Origin of the sequence: Clostridium paraputrificum, assembly GCF_900447045.1 — a bacterium.
Taxonomy (GTDB): Bacteria; Bacillota; Clostridia; order Clostridiales; family Clostridiaceae; genus Clostridium; species Clostridium paraputrificum.
This window is the reverse complement of record NZ_UAWH01000005.1, coordinates 526,066-544,934: the sequence shown is the minus strand read 5'-3', so window position 1 is coordinate 544,934 and position 18,869 is coordinate 526,066. Positions and strand designations below refer to the sequence as shown.

At 28.7% G+C, this 18,869-nt stretch carries 19 protein-coding genes; 3 read left to right on the top strand and 16 right to left on the bottom strand.

What is annotated here, in order from left to right; all coding sequences use genetic code 11:
• Window positions 1–6: 6 nt before the first annotated feature.
• From thrC to DR024_RS02595, 7 genes are all read right to left on the bottom strand, one after another.
• Window positions 7–1,461 (bottom strand): threonine synthase, encoded by a 1,455-nt coding sequence (thrC, locus tag DR024_RS02625; RefSeq protein ID WP_055253316.1) that lies wholly within the window; start codon window positions 1,459–1,461, stop codon window positions 7–9.
• Between the two features lie 232 nt (window positions 1,462–1,693).
• A complete protein-coding gene (locus DR024_RS02620; protein WP_065254534.1) occupies window positions 1,694–2,344 on the bottom strand; it encodes a DUF3793 family protein in 651 nt (216 codons plus the stop codon).
• A gap of 18 nt (window positions 2,345–2,362) precedes the next feature.
• Window positions 2,363–2,782 (bottom strand): flavodoxin, encoded by a 420-nt coding sequence (locus DR024_RS02615; protein WP_027096840.1) that lies wholly within the window; start codon window positions 2,780–2,782, stop codon window positions 2,363–2,365.
• Between the two features lie 177 nt (window positions 2,783–2,959).
• On the bottom strand, window positions 2,960–3,514 hold the full coding sequence (locus tag DR024_RS02610; protein WP_027096841.1) for an NUDIX hydrolase: 555 nt from the start codon (window positions 3,512–3,514) through the stop codon (window positions 2,960–2,962).
• Between the two features lie 2 nt (window positions 3,515–3,516).
• Window positions 3,517–4,461, bottom strand: coding sequence for a PD-(D/E)XK nuclease family protein (locus DR024_RS02605; RefSeq protein WP_027096842.1), 945 nt, complete (start codon window positions 4,459–4,461; stop codon window positions 3,517–3,519).
• Window positions 4,462–4,477: 16 nt separating this feature from the next.
• Window positions 4,478–5,626 (bottom strand): DUF1648 domain-containing protein, encoded by a 1,149-nt coding sequence (locus tag DR024_RS02600; protein WP_055183469.1) that lies wholly within the window; start codon window positions 5,624–5,626, stop codon window positions 4,478–4,480.
• A 12-nt stretch (window positions 5,627–5,638) separates the two neighbouring features.
• On the bottom strand, window positions 5,639–6,016 hold the full coding sequence (locus tag DR024_RS02595; RefSeq protein WP_027096844.1) for a GntR family transcriptional regulator: 378 nt from the start codon (window positions 6,014–6,016) through the stop codon (window positions 5,639–5,641).
• 266 nt (window positions 6,017–6,282) lie between these two features.
• Here DR024_RS02595 and DR024_RS02590 point away from each other — a divergent pair, with 266 nt between their 5' ends.
• Window positions 6,283–6,879, top strand: a complete 597-nt coding sequence (locus DR024_RS02590) for an ECF transporter S component (protein ID WP_099327975.1) — start codon at window positions 6,283–6,285, stop codon at window positions 6,877–6,879.
• Between the two features lie 346 nt (window positions 6,880–7,225).
• Entirely contained in the window at window positions 7,226–7,420 is a 195-nt protein-coding gene (locus DR024_RS02585) for an alpha/beta-type small acid-soluble spore protein (protein WP_027096846.1), read from the top strand.
• Between the two features lie 168 nt (window positions 7,421–7,588).
• Here the strand turns inward: DR024_RS02585 and DR024_RS02580 are convergent, their stop codons facing one another.
• Together DR024_RS02580 and clpB are read right to left on the bottom strand one after the other, a co-directional pair.
• A complete protein-coding gene (locus DR024_RS02580; RefSeq protein WP_034865798.1) occupies window positions 7,589–7,981 on the bottom strand; it encodes a hypothetical protein in 393 nt (130 codons plus the stop codon).
• Window positions 7,982–8,160: 179 nt separating this feature from the next.
• Complete coding sequence (clpB, locus tag DR024_RS02575) at window positions 8,161–10,764, bottom strand: ATP-dependent chaperone ClpB (RefSeq protein WP_099327976.1); 2,604 nt, start codon at window positions 10,762–10,764, stop codon at window positions 8,161–8,163.
• Window positions 10,765–10,910: 146 nt separating this feature from the next.
• On the opposite strand from clpB, the gene DR024_RS02570 reads away from it, so the two are divergent.
• A complete protein-coding gene (locus DR024_RS02570; protein WP_027096849.1) occupies window positions 10,911–12,959 on the top strand; it encodes a helix-turn-helix domain-containing protein in 2,049 nt (682 codons plus the stop codon).
• Window positions 12,960–13,074: 115 nt separating this feature from the next.
• Here DR024_RS02570 and DR024_RS02565 read toward each other — a convergent pair whose 3' ends face one another.
• From DR024_RS02565 to DR024_RS02545, 7 genes are all read right to left on the bottom strand, one after another.
• Window positions 13,075–14,337 carry a helix-turn-helix transcriptional regulator gene (locus DR024_RS02565; RefSeq protein WP_111918119.1) on the bottom strand — a complete coding sequence of 421 codons (1,263 nt, stop codon included), beginning with the start codon at window positions 14,335–14,337 and terminating at the stop codon, window positions 13,075–13,077.
• A 19-nt stretch (window positions 14,338–14,356) separates the two neighbouring features.
• On the bottom strand, window positions 14,357–15,658 hold the full coding sequence (locus DR024_RS02560; RefSeq protein ID WP_027096851.1) for a helix-turn-helix domain-containing protein: 1,302 nt from the start codon (window positions 15,656–15,658) through the stop codon (window positions 14,357–14,359).
• Between the two features lie 660 nt (window positions 15,659–16,318).
• Window positions 16,319–16,426, bottom strand: coding sequence for a group II intron maturase-specific domain-containing protein (locus DR024_RS18200; RefSeq protein WP_316109976.1), 108 nt, complete (start codon window positions 16,424–16,426; stop codon window positions 16,319–16,321).
• 57 nt (window positions 16,427–16,483) lie between these two features.
• Entirely contained in the window at window positions 16,484–17,197 is a 714-nt protein-coding gene (gene ltrA, locus DR024_RS18195; RefSeq protein WP_316110057.1) for a group II intron reverse transcriptase/maturase, read from the bottom strand.
• Between the two features lie 39 nt (window positions 17,198–17,236).
• Window positions 17,237–17,437 carry a hypothetical protein gene (locus DR024_RS18190; RefSeq protein WP_271842164.1) on the bottom strand — a complete coding sequence of 67 codons (201 nt, stop codon included), beginning with the start codon at window positions 17,435–17,437 and terminating at the stop codon, window positions 17,237–17,239.
• A gap of 531 nt (window positions 17,438–17,968) precedes the next feature.
• On the bottom strand, window positions 17,969–18,142 hold the full coding sequence (locus DR024_RS02550; protein WP_111918117.1) for a YtxH domain-containing protein: 174 nt from the start codon (window positions 18,140–18,142) through the stop codon (window positions 17,969–17,971).
• 68 nt (window positions 18,143–18,210) lie between these two features.
• Window positions 18,211–18,855: a ribonuclease H1 domain-containing protein gene (locus tag DR024_RS02545; RefSeq protein ID WP_027096852.1), complete on the bottom strand. Its 645-nt coding sequence runs from the start codon at window positions 18,853–18,855 to the stop codon at window positions 18,211–18,213.
• Window positions 18,856–18,869 lie beyond the last annotated feature (14 nt).

Below are 18,869 nucleotides of genomic sequence, written 5' to 3'. Positions count from 1 at the left end.
TCTCCTCTACTTCAAGAAAGATAATAAGGCATCTAACATTTCATCCTTATCCCAAACTTCATTATGAAGAATTTCTTTCTTATCTAAACCTTTTAGATTTCTAGGTATATCTACATTTGTTGCCTTATTTAATTCCTTTAAAACTCCAAAATCATCTACATTACTTATATCTATGCCTAATGCATTACAAATACTAACTGGAAACTTATAAGGACTAGCAGTCGAGGCTATTAAAGCTTCTCTGTCATCTCCTGTTTCATTCTTATATTTTTCCCAAACAGTCTTCCCTACAGCAGTATGAGTATCCATTAGATAATTTTCTTTTTCATATACATTCTTAATTGTCTTATGAACTTCTTCTTCTGTAGCAAAGTTTCCATAAAATTCTTTTAAGAATTCTCTAACTTTTGAAGATACTTCATATACTCCATTTGCCATAAGTCCGTCCATTAATGCTTTTATTTCTTCTCCATCTCTGCCACTACCTTCATATAGTAATCTTTCTAAATTTGAAGATACCAAAATATCCATTGAAGGAGATTGAGTTAAAATAAGTTCTCTTCTCTTATCATAAATACCAGTTTGGAAAAAGTCTGTTAAAACCTTATTTTCATTAGATGCACATATAAACTTATTTATTGGTAATCCCATTTGCTTTCCGTAGTAAGAAGCTAATATATTGCCAAAATTCCCCGTAGGTACTACTACATTTATTTCCTCATCCTCTTTAATCTTACCTTGTTCTATTAGCTTAAAATATCCATAGAAATAATAAACAATTTGAGGAACTAATCTTCCTATATTTATAGAGTTAGCTGAAGATAAGATATATCCATTCTTTTTTAATTCTTCTTTTAATTTTTCATCTCCAAATATCTTTTTTACCCCAGTCTGTGCATTATCAAAGTTACCATTTATACCAAATACTTTTACATTCTCCCCTTCTTGTGTTGCCATCTGTCTCTCCTGAATAGCACTAACACCGTTTTTAGGATAATAAACAACCACCTTAAATCCATCTACACTACTAAACCCTTCTAAAGCAGCCTTACCAGTATCCCCTGAAGTAGCTGTTAAAATCACTATTTCCTCATTTACTCCTAAAGACTTCTTTGCTCTTTTCATTATTTGTGGAAGAAATAGTAATGCTGCATCCTTAAAAGCACAAGTTGGTCCATGATAAAGTTCAAGATAATTCTTATTTAACTCTGGCTTAAATCTATTATTGTAAGCCTCATCAATAGCTTCCCTCAACTCATTTTCATCTATATCTGTAAAGAATTCTTTTATTATTTTAAAAGCCAATTCTTCATAAGATAAGCCCTTGTTCTTTTTTAGAATTTCATATAAATTAGGAAATGAATCTGGAACGAATAACCCACCATCCTTTGCAATCCCTCTTATAATACCTTCTGCAGATTTTACATCTCTTTCTAGCCCTCTTGTACTTTGAAATTTCATTTAATCACCCCAAATATTTTTTCATTTTTTGTCACACATTCCTTTTATAGTATAATATCATGTAGCTATTTTGAATACAAGTGTATGTAAATGATACACAAGAAGTTTTTTCCTAATATTAACTAACACAATGTATATATAGAAATAACTACTTATAAATACAAAAAAATAAGAATCCTTATGAAAGGATTCTTATTTAGAGAAAAGTATACAAAATAATTTTTTGTATGTTCTAATTTAAAATTAATTTTTGATGTGATTCAAATTTATTCTTTAAATTATTAGATAATATACAATGTCTATGTCCATCTAATATATTATCTAAAGTCTCTTCTTTAACTCTATCAAATAGGTTGAAAATTCTTTTGGCTTTATTGCATTTATTATAAACTTTCCAATAACCACAAACTAAACACTTTTTGTCAGAACAAGTCATAAAATCTTTAACATCCTCTAATGGAAAACCCAAAAAAATTCCTAATTCATGTGGACAATTATATAGTTTATATCTTTCTTGTAAAATCTCTAATGCTTCTTCTACAGAAAATTTATTTGGATACCCTAAAGACCTTAGAAAGTTTTTATTTTCAGGAATATTTATAAATGTTTCCAATAATTCATGCTCATATATTAAAATTACTAAAGATTTTTCCGACTCTCTTAACTTTATAAACTTTATTCCTAAACTCTCTAAATAATCTTCACCATATTCGTTCCACAATTCATAAGTATTTTTATTATTACTCTTAGCTAAATTTAAAGTTATTGAAGGCTTTAATCTAGCACTTATTAAAGAAACATTATAAGAAATAAGCATTTCTATATATTCCTTATCATTTAAATTATTTAATAATTTATAAAAGTTGTTTAGTTTGTTAGTCATTATCTTCCTCCGTAAAAATTACAACTTTGCAATTTGTTTGCCATAATCAATACATTCAGTTTCAGTATCCCCTTCTGGAGCATAATTTATTATTATTGGATCTAAAGAGACAACTGCTCCAAGATCTTGAACTCTTTCTTCCCAGTTTCTCATCCATTGACCATTTCCCCATCCATAAGAACCAAACAGTAAGACTTTTTTACCATTTAAATATGGCTCAATGCTTTCAAAGAATGGTAAGAATTCTGATTCCTCTAATTCTTCTTCTCCCATTGATGGACATCCTAGAACAATTATACTTTCATTCTTAATATCAGGTATTGTATTATGGGAAATGTTAATTAACTCTACTTCTTTTCCAGTATCTTTAATACCCTTTGAAATTAAACGTGCCATAGTTTCTGTATTGCCTGTACCACTCCAAAATAATATTTTCATTTTTCCTCCCCCTATTCTATTGATAATGATTTTCACTCTCTTTAATTGTAATATAGTATTCTTTACATCTTTTGTCAATATAAATTTCCAAAAAAATTTTATATTATTTAAATTATCTAATAATAAAAAGAGACTGCTTAAGCAATCTCTTTTTACAATATTTATTAACTTTCCCTATTAAAGTCCTAATAATACTAATGCTCCTTTTATAGAAAAATTATGTTTTTTCACAAAGTCTTTTACATTTTCCTTTTTTACCTTTAGAACTTCAATCTCCTCATTTTCCTCTAAATTATCCTTAGTTATCTCTCCTTCTACTATCATTTTCACAACAGCAGTAGTCTCATCTGTAATTCCAACAGATGAATAACTTGGTTTTAATATTAGTTCATAACTCTTGCACTTTAATCCTGTTTCCTCAAATAATTCTCTTCTAGCTGCTTCTTCAATTGTTTCACCTGGATCAACAATTCCAGCTGGTAATTCATATAAATAATCATCTATAACCGGTCTATATTGTTTTAAAATTATAACCTCTTCATTCTCAGTTATAGGAAGTATCATAACTCCATCACACTTAGAATGATCTTTTGTAACGCAGATTAATTCTTCCTTTTTACGTCTACTTACCATAAAATAATCTTTAATGTTTCCAACCTTATTAATGAGTTTAAGTTTATACATATTTAAATACTTTGTGTCTTCTAACTGTTCTATACCCTCTAATTTCATAACTAAAACACCTCTTCATTCATACACAACTTTTTAAATCTACACTTTTTACACTTGTTTAAAGAGTCACATTTTCTAAAGTACTCTTTATCCCTTGGTTGATTTAACTCTTTGTCTATTAAAAATGCATCTATAACATTTAAATCTAAACCTATTCTATGATTAATATTCATTAAATCATCTTCATTAAATTTATAATCTGCACTTTCTCCTAGTAATAAGTATTCTACTCTTCCTTTAATTTTATCTAAGGAAACATTATACTTTTTCATTACATATAGCACATAAACTAAAAGTTGCTCTCTATCATGCTCTCCTATTTTTCCTGTCTTCCAATCCGTTATAACATAATACCCATCTTCATTAATATAAAGCATATCTATTAAAGCAAATACTTTTACACCATGTACAAATATATAATCAAAGTTACCTTCATCTACCTCTAATACTATAGACTTTTCCTTTAAAATATCTTTATAACTTTTTGAATTAAAAAATCCGTCTATACATAATTCTATTCTTCTTTTTACCTCTTTAACACTTTCCTCATCAAGTTTCTCACCATAATAATACTCTTGAAGCATTTCTCCTCTAGGATAGTCATCCCATAATCCATCCTTATACTTTTCTATACTTTCCTTTACTCCATGGTTTAAAACTTTCCTCATATACTCCTTTAAGTAATTAGGAGTTATATTTAAATTATGTTTATTTTTAATTGTTTTCTTTATAACATCATGAAGTTTATCTCCAAACATTAACCATATATTCGTTAACTTCTTTAATCTCCAAGCAACTTTTTGTTCATCTGTAACATTATCTATCCACCCATTATGAGAGCCATAATATGTATAATAATACTCCCTATAGCAATTCTCCATTACTTTCATCTTAGATATACTCCACGACTTTTCTGGATAGGTCTTTATTGTGTATCCACTTCCCAAAAGCTTATCATCCTCTCTACTTCATAAAGCTTTCTATTATACTTTGATCATTAATAAATAAACAAATCACAGTACCTATAAGAATTATTCCCACTATTATAGCTAATATTTTTGATATTGGATTTCCATAGTTTAAGTCATATCCTATTCCAACTCTCTTTTGTATCATAATAGCTGGATCTTGCTTATTATAATAAAACAGTCCTATCTTATAGAATCTATCATCATCTCGATAAATTATTTCTCCCTCATCTTTAACCTTTATATTTTTCCCACCTTGACCAATGTATATTAATATAGCTACTCCTATAATGCCTATTAATGTTGTTATCGTTCCAAATACACCTACAATTAATTTCATTTCTAATCCTTTTAATATGGCAATTTGCATAGCAAAAAACATTATTATTGTATCAAGTCCCATTACATATAAGAATACAGCTGCATATCTTCTAAACTTATTTTGCTGTTCCAATGTTCCCTTAGCAGTTCCACTATTTATTATTTTCTTGGAGCTTATTGTATACCTATGAAGGAATATAAACATTATTGTCATTCCTATTTGAGTTAACGGAAGAGACAATACCCCTAAGTACCCCTTTAATGTACCTTTAACAGCAAAACTATCTGCCATGCCTTTTCCATTGAAATGTGTTGGAAAAGTATGTGGTAAATCCTTATAAAATACTACTGTAAAAAGTAAAGTCATTAAAATAATTATTCCATATCCCCAATAATACTTTACTGATAAGGGTTCATTAGTTTTTATGTCTTTCTTTTTTATATTCATATCAACTACTAATATATTATTGCCACAAGAATTAAAATCAAATTTTCTTTTTAATTCCTTCATTTCTTTCCATGAGAAATAATAAATAGTATAATTAGTTACCAAAAATATTATAACCCCTAAAAATAACAAAAAGGCCTTATCATATATATAAATTATAGAAAATAAAATAGAGCATAAAATAGTCATTGTAACTAAATATCTTTTTCTATATCTTTTCTTAATATAATTTATTGCCTCTAAATTCTTATATTCTTCTGGAACTCTAATTCCATATATTATTCCGTTATTAGAAAACTTCTCAACAAAAAGACCTTGGAAAAATAACATACCTACTACTAAAACTAAAGTTAAATATCCTATAAATAAATCCATCAATGTCACCCCCTAAGAATTAAACTTCTTAAATAATTCTTCTATGTTTTTCTTCGCTTCTTCTTCACTTATTCCTCTATTTATACATTGAGCTACCATCAGCTCCATATCCTTTTCCATATTTCTTATAAACTTTCTATTACTATCATCTAAAGAAAAGGAAATTACTGCACCTTTTCTTCTATCCATCCTTACATATCCATCTTCCTTTAAAAGTGCATAGCTTTTATTTACTGTATGCATATTAACCCCAATTTCTTCTGCTAAAGCTCTAACTGAAGGAAGTTCATCTCCCTCTACTATTTCTCCTTTAGCTATTCCCTTAATTACTTCATTTCTTATTTGAAGATAAATAGGTTCTTCTGACTCTAAATCGATTCTTAGAAACATTTTTTCACCACCCTAACTTCTGTTATATTCATTGTATAACAGCTCTTAATTCAATTCAATAATGATAATGTCTTTTATTATATTCACTTTAAATAAAATCCTACTTTTTCATTTTTTGTTAATGAATTAACAAAAGTGTATTGCAAAATTTATATATCGTGCTAAAATTAAAATCGTCGGTATTCTTTTTTAAGAAACTGAACATTAAATCTATACTTACTATTTGCCGAATTATATCCAAAAGGAATAAGAACGGGGGAATTAAAATGGAAAGATTGTATGTAAATAAAAAATTTGGAACTAGACAATTAGTGGTAATTGGTATGCTTTCGGGAATATCAATGTTTATGGGACTTACAGGTTTTGGTATGATTCCAACACCTTGGATGAAAATTACTATTCAACATTTACCTGTAATAATTGGTGGAATTGTTGAAGGACCTATTATTGGTGGAATTGTTGGTTTAATATTTGGTCTATTTTCTATGTATCTAAATATGAGTCAACCAGTACTTTTATCACCAATATTTATGAATCCAATAATAGCAATAATTCCAAGAGTTTTAATTGGTATTGTATCTTATTATGTTTTCAAGATAATGAAAGAAAAGTTTAATAAAGAAAAGTTAGGTCTAATTCTAGCAGCTATAGCTGGTACAATTACTAATACAGCTGGTGTTTTAGGATTAACATATATACTTGCTATGGAACAGTTTGCAACTTTAAAAGAAATTAGTTCAGCAGCTGTTGCAGGTGCACTAGGAACTATTGCAGTATCTAACGGAATTCCTGAATGTATAGTAGCCGTTATGATTGTAGTACCTGTATGTTTAGCTTTATTTAAATTAAATAAAAGAAGATAATTTTATAATGGTTATAACAAGTAGTATAGATTTTATTAATTAACTTATAATTGTTTGAAATATTATATAAAATAAAAAGTTTGTGGATACTTCTCCACAAACTTTTTTAATATCTAGAAAAATATAACCATTTTTAAGTGATAAAGCCCTATGAACACAGAACCTTGAGTTCTAAAAATATGCATTATATATATATTATATCCAACTTTTGTACAAGTATAGTTTGTACTTTTTTCCTTCTTTGCCTCTCACTTCATAGTTTATATAAAACTACTTTACACACAATAATAGTGCAAAGCAAATAAAGCTTAGCAAAAAATATTGTACCGTTAAAGGAGGAATTTGTATGTCAAACAATAATAACAGAGCTTTAGTTCCAGAAGCAAAACAAGGATTAAACAATTTCAAGAATGAAGTTGCAGGTGCAATGGGAGTTCCATTCACAGATTACAACGGAAACTTAACTTCAAAGCAATGCGGTAGCGTTGGTGGAGAAATGGTTAAGAGAATGGTTCAACAATACGAACAAGGGTTAAAATAATTAACCAAAAATAAAACTTAAAAAGGATTACGGATTATCCGTAATCCTTTTTAACGTCTAAAAATTATTAGAATATAGTGCCACTACAAAATACTAAAAGCAATCTTGGAAACTGTGGTATGGCTGAAAAATAAATTTCTTCTCTAAAACGTGGCGAAATTACTTTATTTATACTGTCCACTTTTGTTCAACTTCAGTTAATAGATGCTCTATTGCATAATCTCTAATATTCATTTTTATCTCTTTTTCTAAAAGCTTTGAAATCAGCTCATCCTTTTCATCTTGGAACATTGCACTCTCTCTAATCTTTTCTATAAACTCATCTAAATTATAAATATATGCTTCTCCTTCGTATACACCAGCTATTAAACCCGAATCTTCCATGTCCCTTTCTTGTGTCATATCAAAGTAAGAATACTTTCCAAAATGAGATATGGATAAAAGTCTTTCTAAATAAAGTGTAGTTATATACCCACGTGCATTTGAAAGTTCTACAAAACCAGTAACATCTCCTGTCTGAGAAACCACTATATAATTATTAAAAGGCGTAATGTAATCCATAATAAAAAACCTCCTTGTAACAAGTAAGGTACAAGGTACGAGGTACAAGGTAAAATACATAATGCTAAGTACAAACCAAAACTTAGTTTAATACCTTTTAATCTTATAATTTTTTACCTAGTACCTTCTTACCTACTACCTATTCTTATTTTCTGCCTAAAGGAGGTTTTGTATACAAGCTATTTTTCCCTTGTATAAAGTGTCAATTCATTGTTTTGTCCATCTACAACTACAGTTGAACCATAATGAACATCACCTTTAATAATTCTTCTAGCCAAGTTATTTTCAAGGGTATTTTGGATATATCTCTTAAGTGGTCTTGCACCATATACTGGATCATATCCTTCTTTTGCTAAAATACTCTTAGCTTCATCTGTTACTTCTAGTTTTATATTCTTATCAACAAGTCTTGCTCTTACTTCATCTAAGAATATATCAATTATCTTCTTAATTCCTTCTTCTGATAAAGGCTTAAACATAATAATATCATCAACTCTGTTTAAGAATTCTGGTTTAAACTTATTTCTTAAAGAAGCCATAACTTTATCTTTACTTTCATCAGTTATTTCATCACCTTGGTTATCTAATAAATATTGAGAACCAATATTTGAAGTCATTATTATAATTGTATTTTTAAAATCTACAGTTTTACCTTTATTATCCGTTAATCTACCATCATCTAAAATTTGAAGGAACATATTAAATACATCTTCATGTGCCTTTTCAATTTCATCAAATAATAGTACACTATATGGTTTTCTTCTAACAGCTTCTGTTAGCTGACCACCTTGTTCATATCCAACATATCCTGGAGGCGCTCCAACTAATCTAGATACAGCATGTTTCTCCATATATTCAGACATATCAATTCTTATCATAGCATCTTCACTATCAAACATAGTTCTAGCCAAAGTTTTAGCCAATTCTGTTTTACCTACACCTGTTGGTCCTAAGAAGATAAATGAACCAATTGGCTTATTTACATCTTTAAGGCCTGCTCTTGCTCTTAATATAGCATTAGATACTGCTTCAACTGCTGCATCTTGACCTATAACTCTTCTTTGTAATTCAGAGTCCAATCTTAACAACTTTTCTCTTTCTCCCTCAAGAAGATTGCTTACAGGAATTCCAGTCCATTTTGAAAGAACTTCAGAAATTTCTTCTTCTGTAACCTCTTCTTTTAATAATGCACCTTCATAGTTTTCTTTAACTTCATATTCCTTAGCTTTTATTTCTTCTTCTATCTTAGGAATAACAGAATATCTAATTTCGGCAACCTTGTTATAATCATATTCTCTTTCATATCTTTCAAGATCACCACGTGCTTCATCAAGTTTAGTCTTTAAGTCTTTTAAAGATGTTATATGCTCTTTTTCTTTCTCATATTTAGCTGTCATTTCATCATTCTTTTCTTTTAATTCAGCTAACTCCTTAGTTAAAGCTTCTAATCTCTTTTTAGAACCTTCATCTTTTTCTTTTTCTAGAGCTTCTTTTTCAATTTCTAACTGGAATACTTTTCTTCTTATAACATCTAACTCAGTTGGTAAAGAGTCAATTTCTGACCTTATCATAGAACCTGCTTCATCAATTAAGTCTATAGCCTTATCTGGTAAATATCTATCTTGAATATATCTATTAGATAATTTCGCAGCTGCAACTATAGCAGAGTCATGAATTCTGATTCCATGGTGAATTTCAAATTTTTCTTTTAATCCTCTTAATATTGAAATTGTATCATCTACTGATGGTTCATCTACAATGACAGGTTGGAATCTTCTTTCAAGAGCCTTATCTTTTTCGATGTATTGTCTATATTCATCAAAAGTGGTTGCACCAATACAGTGAAGTTCACCTCTTGCAAGTAAAGGCTTAATTAGATTGCCAGCATCCATTGCTCCATCTGTTTTACCAGCACCAACTATTGTATGAATTTCATCTATAAATAAAATTATTCTACCTTCACTATTTTGTACTTCCTTTAAAACAGCCTTTAATCTTTCTTCAAATTCTCCTCTATATTTTGCACCAGCAATTAAAGAACCCATATCTAATGAGAAAATTATCTTATCCTTTAATCCTTCTGGCACATCTCCTCTTACTATTCTTTCAGCTAATCCTTCTACAATAGCAGTTTTACCTACACCAGGTTCACCAATTAACACTGGATTATTCTTAGTCCTTCTAGAAAGAATTCTAACTGCCCTTCTAATTTCTTCATCTCTTCCTATTACAGGATCTAATTTATGCTTTTTAGCTAACTCAACTAAATTTGTACCATACTTTGCTAAAGCATCATAAGTTCCTTCTGGGTCATTTGTCTCTACTCTTTGACTTCCTCTAACTTCACTTAAAACTTTCATAAAGTTCTTTTCAGTAATGCTATAAGATTTTAAAATATCTCCTACAGCTCCTGACTTTTCTTTATCTAGAATAGCTAACATCAAATGTTCAACACTTATATAAGAATCTTCAAACTTTTTAGCAAGTTCTTCTGCTTTTATTAAAACTTCCTCAACTTTTCTAGTTATATATACTCCTGAACTATTAGCACCTTCACCTAAAACTTTAGGCATATTATCTAAAGTTCTGTTTAACGTACTCTTTAAACCTCTTACATCAACATTCATCTTTGTTAGAATATTAGGAATTAATCCATCCTCTTGTTCTACAAGAGCAGCAAAAAGATGTATTACTTCTATTTGTTGATGATTATACTTAACAGCAATTAAATTAGCATCATTTAATGCTTGTTGAACTCTTATTGTCATTTTATCAACATTCATAAATCTTTCCTCCTTTAATCTCCTTTTAATATTCTTTTCTATATTTTTATAATAATACAAAAGTCAAAGAAAGTCAAAGTTATATTTTATTTTTTTGTTCTTTTTGATATAATTTTATTAATTACAATTTTTATGAGGTGAAGCTTATGAGGAAAGAGTATGTTACATATAACTCGGACCTACCAATACAAATTACTTATGCTACTATCAAAGAATATCCTCTACATTGGCATAATGCCATTGAAATAGTCTATGTGTTAAAAGGAAAAATAAATATATCTATAGATACAGATAACTTTGAACTTTATGAAAATGAACTAGAAATAATAAATGTTGATGAATCTCATAGACTTTATTCTAATGAGGATAATAAAATCCTACTATTTCATATAGACCAAAGCTTTTTTGAAAAGTACTATAAAGATATTAAAAATATTTATTTTTATACAAATACATCAGATTTAGGAGCTCAAGAAGGTGAAGAATACATTATATTTAGAACATTACTTGCAAAACTACTTTGTGAGTCAGTTCAAAAGGTTGAAAATTATGATGAAGAGATAGAATCTATTTTAATAGACTTACTCTTCCACCTAATAAATAATTTTCATTACTTAATCTATGACCAAGAAGAGCTAAAAGATAACAAAGAGCAACTTGAAAGATATCATAGAATTTCAAAATATATTTTTAATAACTACAATAATAATATTACTCTTCAAGCTATTGCTAAAAAAGAGTTTTTAAGCCCCCACTATCTTTCACATGAAATAAAAAATGTAACTGGATATAGCTTTACTGACCTTATAAACCTAACTAGAGTTGAAGAATCAGTTAAGCTACTTTTAGATACAGATATGAGTATATATGAAATTTCTGAAGAGGTTGGATTTTCACATACTAGGTACTTTAATAAGCACTTTAAAAGCTATTATAACTGTACCCCTCTTCAATTTAGAAGAAAAAATAAGTTTGATGAAGCTACTTTAGAAAAAATGAAGGACATTACCCTTCTTCCACTTGAAGATTCTATTGATATTTTATCTACTTATTTAGAAAACTATGAAAGATTTAATTACGAAAATAAACTTTGGACTATTGATGTAGACATAAATAACAACATCGAAAAATATAGTGATAAATTTAGAGAAATTATTAGTCTTGGAGATATTTTTGATTTAATGATTGAAGATAATAAGGATATTCTTGAATCTCTTCAAAATGAAATTCATTTTGAATACGGAAGGATAGAATATTTTTTCCATAATAATATGGGAATATTTAAGAGTAGTGACTTTATAAATTGGAACAGAGTTAAAACTGTATTAGAGTTTATGGCATCAATTGAACTGAAACCTCTTATAGTTATCGATAATTATGATTTTGAAATAGAAGACTATATTCACACTATAGAAAGCTTCCATTCTTATTTCTCAGAAATAGAATACTATTATTTATCTGATGTAAAATTTCAATTAAACTCAACTCTTTCTCTAGAGATAAAAGAGGAACTAAGAAAATATTTTAATAATAGTAAATTTAGTTTACTAGAAGAAGAGTTTGTTCCATTTAAAGAATTAAATCCTATTTATGATACAGCATATATGCTACCTTATATAATTCATAGTAGTATATTTACCCATAAAGATTTAAGTTTTCTTAGGGCTTTTGATGTTATTGAAAAAGAAATTTACTTAAATAATGAAGTTTTTATAGGAGCATCTGGGATAATTAATGATATGGATATACGTAAACCTTCCTACTATGCATATTATCTACTAAGCAAATTAAGTGGAAATGTTGTAGCAAAGGATGATGGATATATAGTAACCAAAGATAGAGATACATATAGTATTCTTTTATATACCTATAATGAAAACATAGATGACTTATTTAAAAACAGTTCAAAATTAAAGTCTGCTGAAAGAAAAATTTCTTTAAACTTATTTAATGTACCTAGCGACTCTAGAATAACCTTCTATGAAATAAATCAAAAGGTGGGTTCTTCATATGACTACTGGGTATCTATGGGTAAACCTGAGCGACTAAACAAAGAAGAAATGGAGATACTTTCAAAAGCATCTTTTCCAAAAATTGAATTTAAGTATGCTAAAAAGAGTCCTGTTTTAAATATAATAACTAAACTAAAAGGATATGGAGCAACACTTATATTAATTAAACCAACAAAAAAATAATGAAAGTTAATTAAGATAATAAGAATAATAAAGATAAGAATAAAACTTGTACAAAAAGTTTTTTATCTCTTTTAACTAATAAAAGGGCATTCTTTCCGAATGCCCCCTTTTTAATTTATATACTTTTTTCCTTGCTCATTGCTAATGTAAAATATTTAATTGCATCTCTAACTTCGCCTAATTTATAGTACATATTAGCCATTTCTAAATATCTATCATGTCTTTCTTTTTTAGTACCAAACTTAAACAATGAATCTAATGCCAAATTCATATATCTTTCTGATTCTCTATATCTATTTTCTTTTTGTAAAACTTTTCCCTTTAAAGAATAAGCCTTTTCAATCAACCTAATATTGTCAGTCTCTATTGCTAAGTCTAAAGACTCATCTGACAAATCATATGCTTTTTCATACTCCTTATTATTAAGAAAAACATTTATGCATTCACTTAAAAACTCAACATACTTTTCTTTGCTGTGTTTAGGAAATAGCTTAATTCCCTCTTCAATTTCTGATATAGCTTTTTTTCTATTACCTGCAGTAAAATATGCTTCACCATAATCACCTTTTGAAGTTGCAACTAATATAGGATTATCCTTTTGACATTGAAAAGCTTTTTCTATGTACCCCTCTGCTTCACTATGACCTAACTTTATGCAGATTAAAGCATAGGCATGATATATTTTCCCTTTATTTATATCGTCTTTTATACTATCAATATATTTTATTGCTTCACATAGGAATTTGTAAGCTTTTTCATAATTATTTAGCTTCCAATAACAAATCCCTTCATTGTAGGCAATAAAAGCATATGTATTTTTTTCTTTAATTCCATTTTCAGAAATAATTTCTCTAAGCCTACCATAATAAGTTATCGCCTCAGTATACTCTCTATTTTGGAATAGATATTGTGCCATATCTCTAAAATAAGTTACTGTATTGCTTTCTGTATTAGTTCTTTGATATAGATCATAATATTGTGAAATTATCAGCTGAATTTTCTCCCATTTATTTTCCTCTAAATAATAGGAGAAAACTATATGTATTAATTCAAAGGCTAAGTCATAATATGCATATTCAATTGCATACTCTAGGTTATGCCTTATATTGTCCTCAAATATCAAATCTTTTTTCGTAGACTTCTTTATTGAATTAAGATTGTTTAATATTTGTTCGTATACATCTTGAATTAAATAATCATAATCTACCCCAATTTTATCAGCCACATACTTTATAATTTCACTATCTGCTTTCACCTTACCATTTTCAATACAGCTCATTTTAGAAATAGAAATTTTATCCCCACAAAGTTCCTTTAGCGTTATTCCCTTATAAATCCTTGATCTTTTAATTTTTTCCCCAGTAGATAATATCTCCATCTTAATCACCCATTTAATATTAGTTTTGTAATATACCTAATTCTTTAAATATGCTAACCCCTTCATCAAGATATTTAGCTGCTTGAGTATCATTCTTATGATCTATATAGAATTTCCCAACCATTATTGCTAACTCTCCTGCTTTTCTTAATTTATCTGTATTTTTAGAAAGCTTGTACGTATTAACTAAAACATCTTCAGCTTCGCTAAGTTCATCTTTTATTGTATAAACTCTGTATTTTATTAAGTTGCATTCGATGCGTCCATCTATATCATCATCTTTTAATATGTGATATATTTCTTCTAATTGCTTTTCACATTTATCTATTTCTTTTATCTTAAGATAATTTTTACATATGTTAATTAATGTCTCTATTAAGCTGTCATCATTATTTCTAGTTCTAATTTCTCTAGCCATTTCATAGTGCTTGAAAGATTCTTCAATATTTTCAAAGTTATAAAATAATTTTCCTAGGTTATTTTCTATATCAGAAACACTTTTAAGATCATTTATTTCATGATATACCTCTAATGTTTTTGTGGAATACTTTATAGCATTGTTTAAATCACCTCTTCTATTATATTCTTCTGATAAAAGTAGAAGTGTTTTTGCGTACTCTTTTTTATTGTGAATTTGATCAAACTTTTCTTTTGCTAAAAAAGCATAATCCATTGCTTTTTGTAAGTCTTCAATAATATAGTAAGTTTTTGACATATTGTAATATACTTCTCCCAATAAGAAATCATTACCTATATTATTATCTAAATATACCTTTTCTGCTTGCTTTAAATAACTATTAGCAGAATGATATGCATTTAACTCTAAAGTAATTTTTCCTAACTTTAAAAATGTTTTAACTATCTCTTCATATTCATTGTTTTTTATAAAAATTACATTAGATGATAAAAAGAACTGCTGTGCAACTGCAAGCTCACCCTTTGAAATATGAATTTCTGCTCTTAAGAATAATATTCTAGCTTTTCTGTATTCTAAATTATACCTTTCTGCATAATACAGAGCATTCTCAATATATTTTTCCCCTGTAACATAATCTCCACTTAAAATATACGACTCTGCAACTTGCTCATAATATGTACATATTTTTTCAGCTTGACTCTCTTCCGACTCCATCAAATACTCCACTGTAGTATTCAAGCTATTAGCTAAATACTCTAATAAGTCCATAGAAGGATTAGAACGACCAGACTCTACAAGACTTATTTGCCCCGGAGTAATTCTATCTTTTGCTAAATCTTTTAAAGTCATATTCAATTCTTTTCTTCTTCTTTTAATTTTTTCCCCTAACGATAGAATTTCCATATTGCACTCTTCCTTTTTAATAGTATTGATATCACGATATAAATAAATCAATTTTACATAAATTATACCATAAATTTGCAAAAGAAAACAACAACTTGTAACTTTATTAGGGTTTTTTTCTTATTTTATTTGCTACTTCTTTAATAAATACTAAAAATTTATATAAATATTTCTATTTTCTCTTACTATATATATACTTTTATTAATATATAGGTAATCTCTGCTTCATTTAAAATTTTGTCGAATATCCTTATATTAACTTTAAAACATTCTATCAATAAAGAAGGCAGTGTGGATATTTATTTTTCTCTTTCCGTCGCAAGCTCCAAATCACGAAAAATAAACGTCTATCTCCTTCCTACTAAAAGTAAGGAAATTATTATCTATAATTTTTAATATTAAGATGTGATAATACCTTTGATTTATAGCAAATCGAAATTTCTTACTTTCCTAGACAATCGAGTAGGAACTAAATAATTATTTTATTCAGTATCCTCTCACACCACCATACGTACCGTTCGGTATACGGCGGTTCACTAGAATTTAATGGATATTTATTATGAAGCGATTTACTTAGAATTGGGCTACCGGAGATTTTCCAGTGGTCTTTTCTTATATTGGCATATTCCCATGCCTTCCAGTTATCGATTCCTAATTTCACTAAATTTCTATATCTAGTTCCAACAGCTTCCGCTTAGCGTTAGCTATTCCAAAATAATTAATCCATCCTTTAATAGAAGCATTTAATTTAAGTAATCTTAAATCCATAGAGATTCCTCTGTTTCTATTAGTTATGGATTTTACCTTCTCTTTGAATATTTTAATTCATTTCTCATGTATTCTTATTTTGGCTACACCTTTAATGAAATAAAATGAAAACCCTAAAAACTTTCTTTTACTTACAACATCAACTGCACTCTTATCTTTATTTACTTTTAATTTACGTTCATTTTCAATGATTCTTGTTATAGAATCCATTACCCTCAAACCTGCTCTTTTACTCTTGACATATATATTGCAATCATCGGCATATCTACAAAACTTATGCCCTCTTTTCTCAAGTTCCTTACCAACATCGTCTAAAATTATAATTGCTAACAATGGGCTAAGTGGCCCACCTTGTGCCGTTCCTTCTTCACTTGATACTTTAATTCCATTTATAAGAACTCCACTTTCTAGATATTTTCTTATAAGTTTCAGAAGTCTTTTATCTTTAATTTTCTTTTCAAGTTTCCCCATTAGTATGTTATGGTTCACTTTATCAAAGAATTTTTCTAATTCCATATCTACAACCCATTTATATCCTTGATTTATATATGTTTCTGATTGTTTAATAGCATTCTTTGCACCTCTATTAGATCTGAATCCGAAACTACTTTCAGAGAAAGTAGGCTCGTATAATTTACTAAGTATTTGGGCAATAGCTTGTTGAATCATTCTATCCTGTACTGTTGGTATTCCAAGTAATCTTACTCCTCCATCAGGCTTTGGAATTTCTACTCTCCTTACTGGAGATGGATTATATTTTCCCTCTAGCAGTTTAGCTTTAACTGTAACCCAAGTCTTTTTGACATGCTCTCAAAGTTCATCGGCTTTCATACCATCAATTCCATAACTACCTTTATTTATAATTACTCTATACATTGCTTTAAGCATATTATTTCTTTCAAGCACATCTTCAAGTAACCTATTAGCATCAAATAACTCATCTTTTACGCTTTCTCTATTTAATAAATCTACAGTTTTACTCTGCGCCTTCTGTTTATCTTGAACTTCCATTTCTACCTCCACAGTCAGATTCCTTATGGAAATTTCTGCACTCTCCATAATTCTTAGATTTATCAAAGTTGTAAACCTTCTAATGTTCAGTCCTTCCCTTTGCTATCGCGATTAGAGAAAGTACTATGCCGTCTACTGACTTCTGATAATTCAGCTATACATCACTATATAGGTTATCAATTTCGAAATTTCATCTACTTATTGATGTATTATCAGACCTCCCCAGGTAAAAACGTACACTTTCCATTCATCTATCTGCCACATTTACTTAATTAGTTTTCGGATAGTTATTGGGCTTTGCTTTGTTAGGCAAGCTTACCCACTAAATTAAGCCTCATGTGATTCGTGTTCCTCAGACCAAAGGTTTGCCGCCGACTTCCTTCAGATTCTACCTCACGATAGGCACCCTTGTCTTAAGCTATACAGTTGGCACTATCAGTCCCCGTTACGGACTTTCACCGATTAGTGTACATCCATGCTGGGCGTACATAAAAAAGAGAAGTTGTAAATCAACTTCTCTTTCTCATATTATTAATTAATGAAATCTATTATATCCCCATAGGAATCTTCAGCAAAATCTAATAACTTACATCCTGCTTTTTTAATTTTTTTTTGAGTTTTTCTATCTAGTTGAGGCATTACTATCATTCCTATAGTTGCTCCAACAGCTAATCCAGCTACCATTCCACTAATATATCTTCCCATATGTACACACCTCTTTAATAAAATAATATTTCTCATAATATAGAGTGTGTACTTTAGTATATTTTAACCTATGCAATAATTCCCAATGCTTTTTTAGCTAATTTATCAGCAATATCATTGTACTTATCACCACTGTGCCCCTTTACCTTAACAAATTTTATATCAATCTTTTTCATATTATTTTGCATCTTTTCATGATAAGCTTGTGTTAATTCTTTATTTCTTTTCCAAGTGCCTAAGGCCCAACATTCTACACCTTTATAATCATATACTATAGTAACTTTTTCATATCCTTTATTTATAGCAAACTCTGTAGCTTTTAAAGAACCTAAAACTTCCCCTGCAACATTTCTTAATGAAACAGAGTCTTTATCTTCCCCAACTCCACAATCTTCAAAAACTTCTTCTCCATTATCGATAGCTATAAATCCATAAGAATAATTCTCTTTTTCTAAAGAGAAACTACCATCTACATAAACAACAAGTCCTGAATTATCTATATCTGAATCAACTTCCGCCTTATTTTTATTCTTTACTGTTTTAGGCTTTCCTTCAGAATTTAAAGCTAAAAAGTCTATTGCTTCCTTTTCACTTTTAAAACTTTTATATATTGCTCCCTTACATCCTATTACTTCTTCTTTACATTCATCCCATGTTCTAACTATCATTGGAATTCCAGACTTACCTCTATATATTGAATAATATTTTGACATAGTATTATTCCTTT

Excerpts from the sequence above, each read along its gene's own strand:
- thrC (WP_055253316.1), bottom strand. The coding sequence starts at position 1,461 with ATGAAATTTCAAAGTACAAGAGGGCTAGAAAGAGATGTAAAATCTGCA.
- DR024_RS02620 (WP_065254534.1), bottom strand. The coding sequence starts at position 2,344 with ATGACTAACAAACTAAACAACTTTTATAAATTATTAAATAATTTAAAT.
- DR024_RS02615 (WP_027096840.1), bottom strand. The coding sequence starts at position 2,782 with ATGAAAATATTATTTTGGAGTGGTACAGGCAATACAGAAACTATGGCA.
- DR024_RS02610 (WP_027096841.1), bottom strand. The coding sequence starts at position 3,514 with ATGAAATTAGAGGGTATAGAACAGTTAGAAGACACAAAGTATTTAAAT.
- DR024_RS02600 (WP_055183469.1), bottom strand. The coding sequence starts at position 5,626 with ATGGATTTATTTATAGGATATTTAACTTTAGTTTTAGTAGTAGGTATG.
- DR024_RS02595 (WP_027096844.1), bottom strand. The coding sequence starts at position 6,016 with ATGTTTCTAAGAATCGATTTAGAGTCAGAAGAACCTATTTATCTTCAA.
- DR024_RS02590 (WP_099327975.1), top strand. The coding sequence starts at position 6,283 with ATGGAAAGATTGTATGTAAATAAAAAATTTGGAACTAGACAATTAGTG.
- DR024_RS02585 (WP_027096846.1), top strand. The coding sequence starts at position 7,226 with ATGTCAAACAATAATAACAGAGCTTTAGTTCCAGAAGCAAAACAAGGA.
- DR024_RS02580 (WP_034865798.1), bottom strand. The coding sequence starts at position 7,981 with ATGGATTACATTACGCCTTTTAATAATTATATAGTGGTTTCTCAGACA.
- clpB (WP_099327976.1), bottom strand. The coding sequence starts at position 10,764 with ATGAATGTTGATAAAATGACAATAAGAGTTCAACAAGCATTAAATGAT.
- DR024_RS02570 (WP_027096849.1), top strand. The coding sequence starts at position 10,911 with ATGAGGAAAGAGTATGTTACATATAACTCGGACCTACCAATACAAATT.
- DR024_RS02565 (WP_111918119.1), bottom strand. The coding sequence starts at position 14,337 with ATGGAGATATTATCTACTGGGGAAAAAATTAAAAGATCAAGGATTTAT.
- DR024_RS02560 (WP_027096851.1), bottom strand. The coding sequence starts at position 15,658 with ATGGAAATTCTATCGTTAGGGGAAAAAATTAAAAGAAGAAGAAAAGAA.
- DR024_RS18200 (WP_316109976.1), bottom strand. The coding sequence starts at position 16,426 with ATGGATTTAAGATTACTTAAATTAAATGCTTCTATTAAAGGATGGATT.
- DR024_RS18190 (WP_271842164.1), bottom strand. The coding sequence starts at position 17,437 with ATGGAAGTTCAAGATAAACAGAAGGCGCAGAGTAAAACTGTAGATTTA.
- DR024_RS02550 (WP_111918117.1), bottom strand. The coding sequence starts at position 18,142 with ATGGGAAGATATATTAGTGGAATGGTAGCTGGATTAGCTGTTGGAGCA.
- DR024_RS02545 (WP_027096852.1), bottom strand. The coding sequence starts at position 18,855 with ATGTCAAAATATTATTCAATATATAGAGGTAAGTCTGGAATTCCAATG.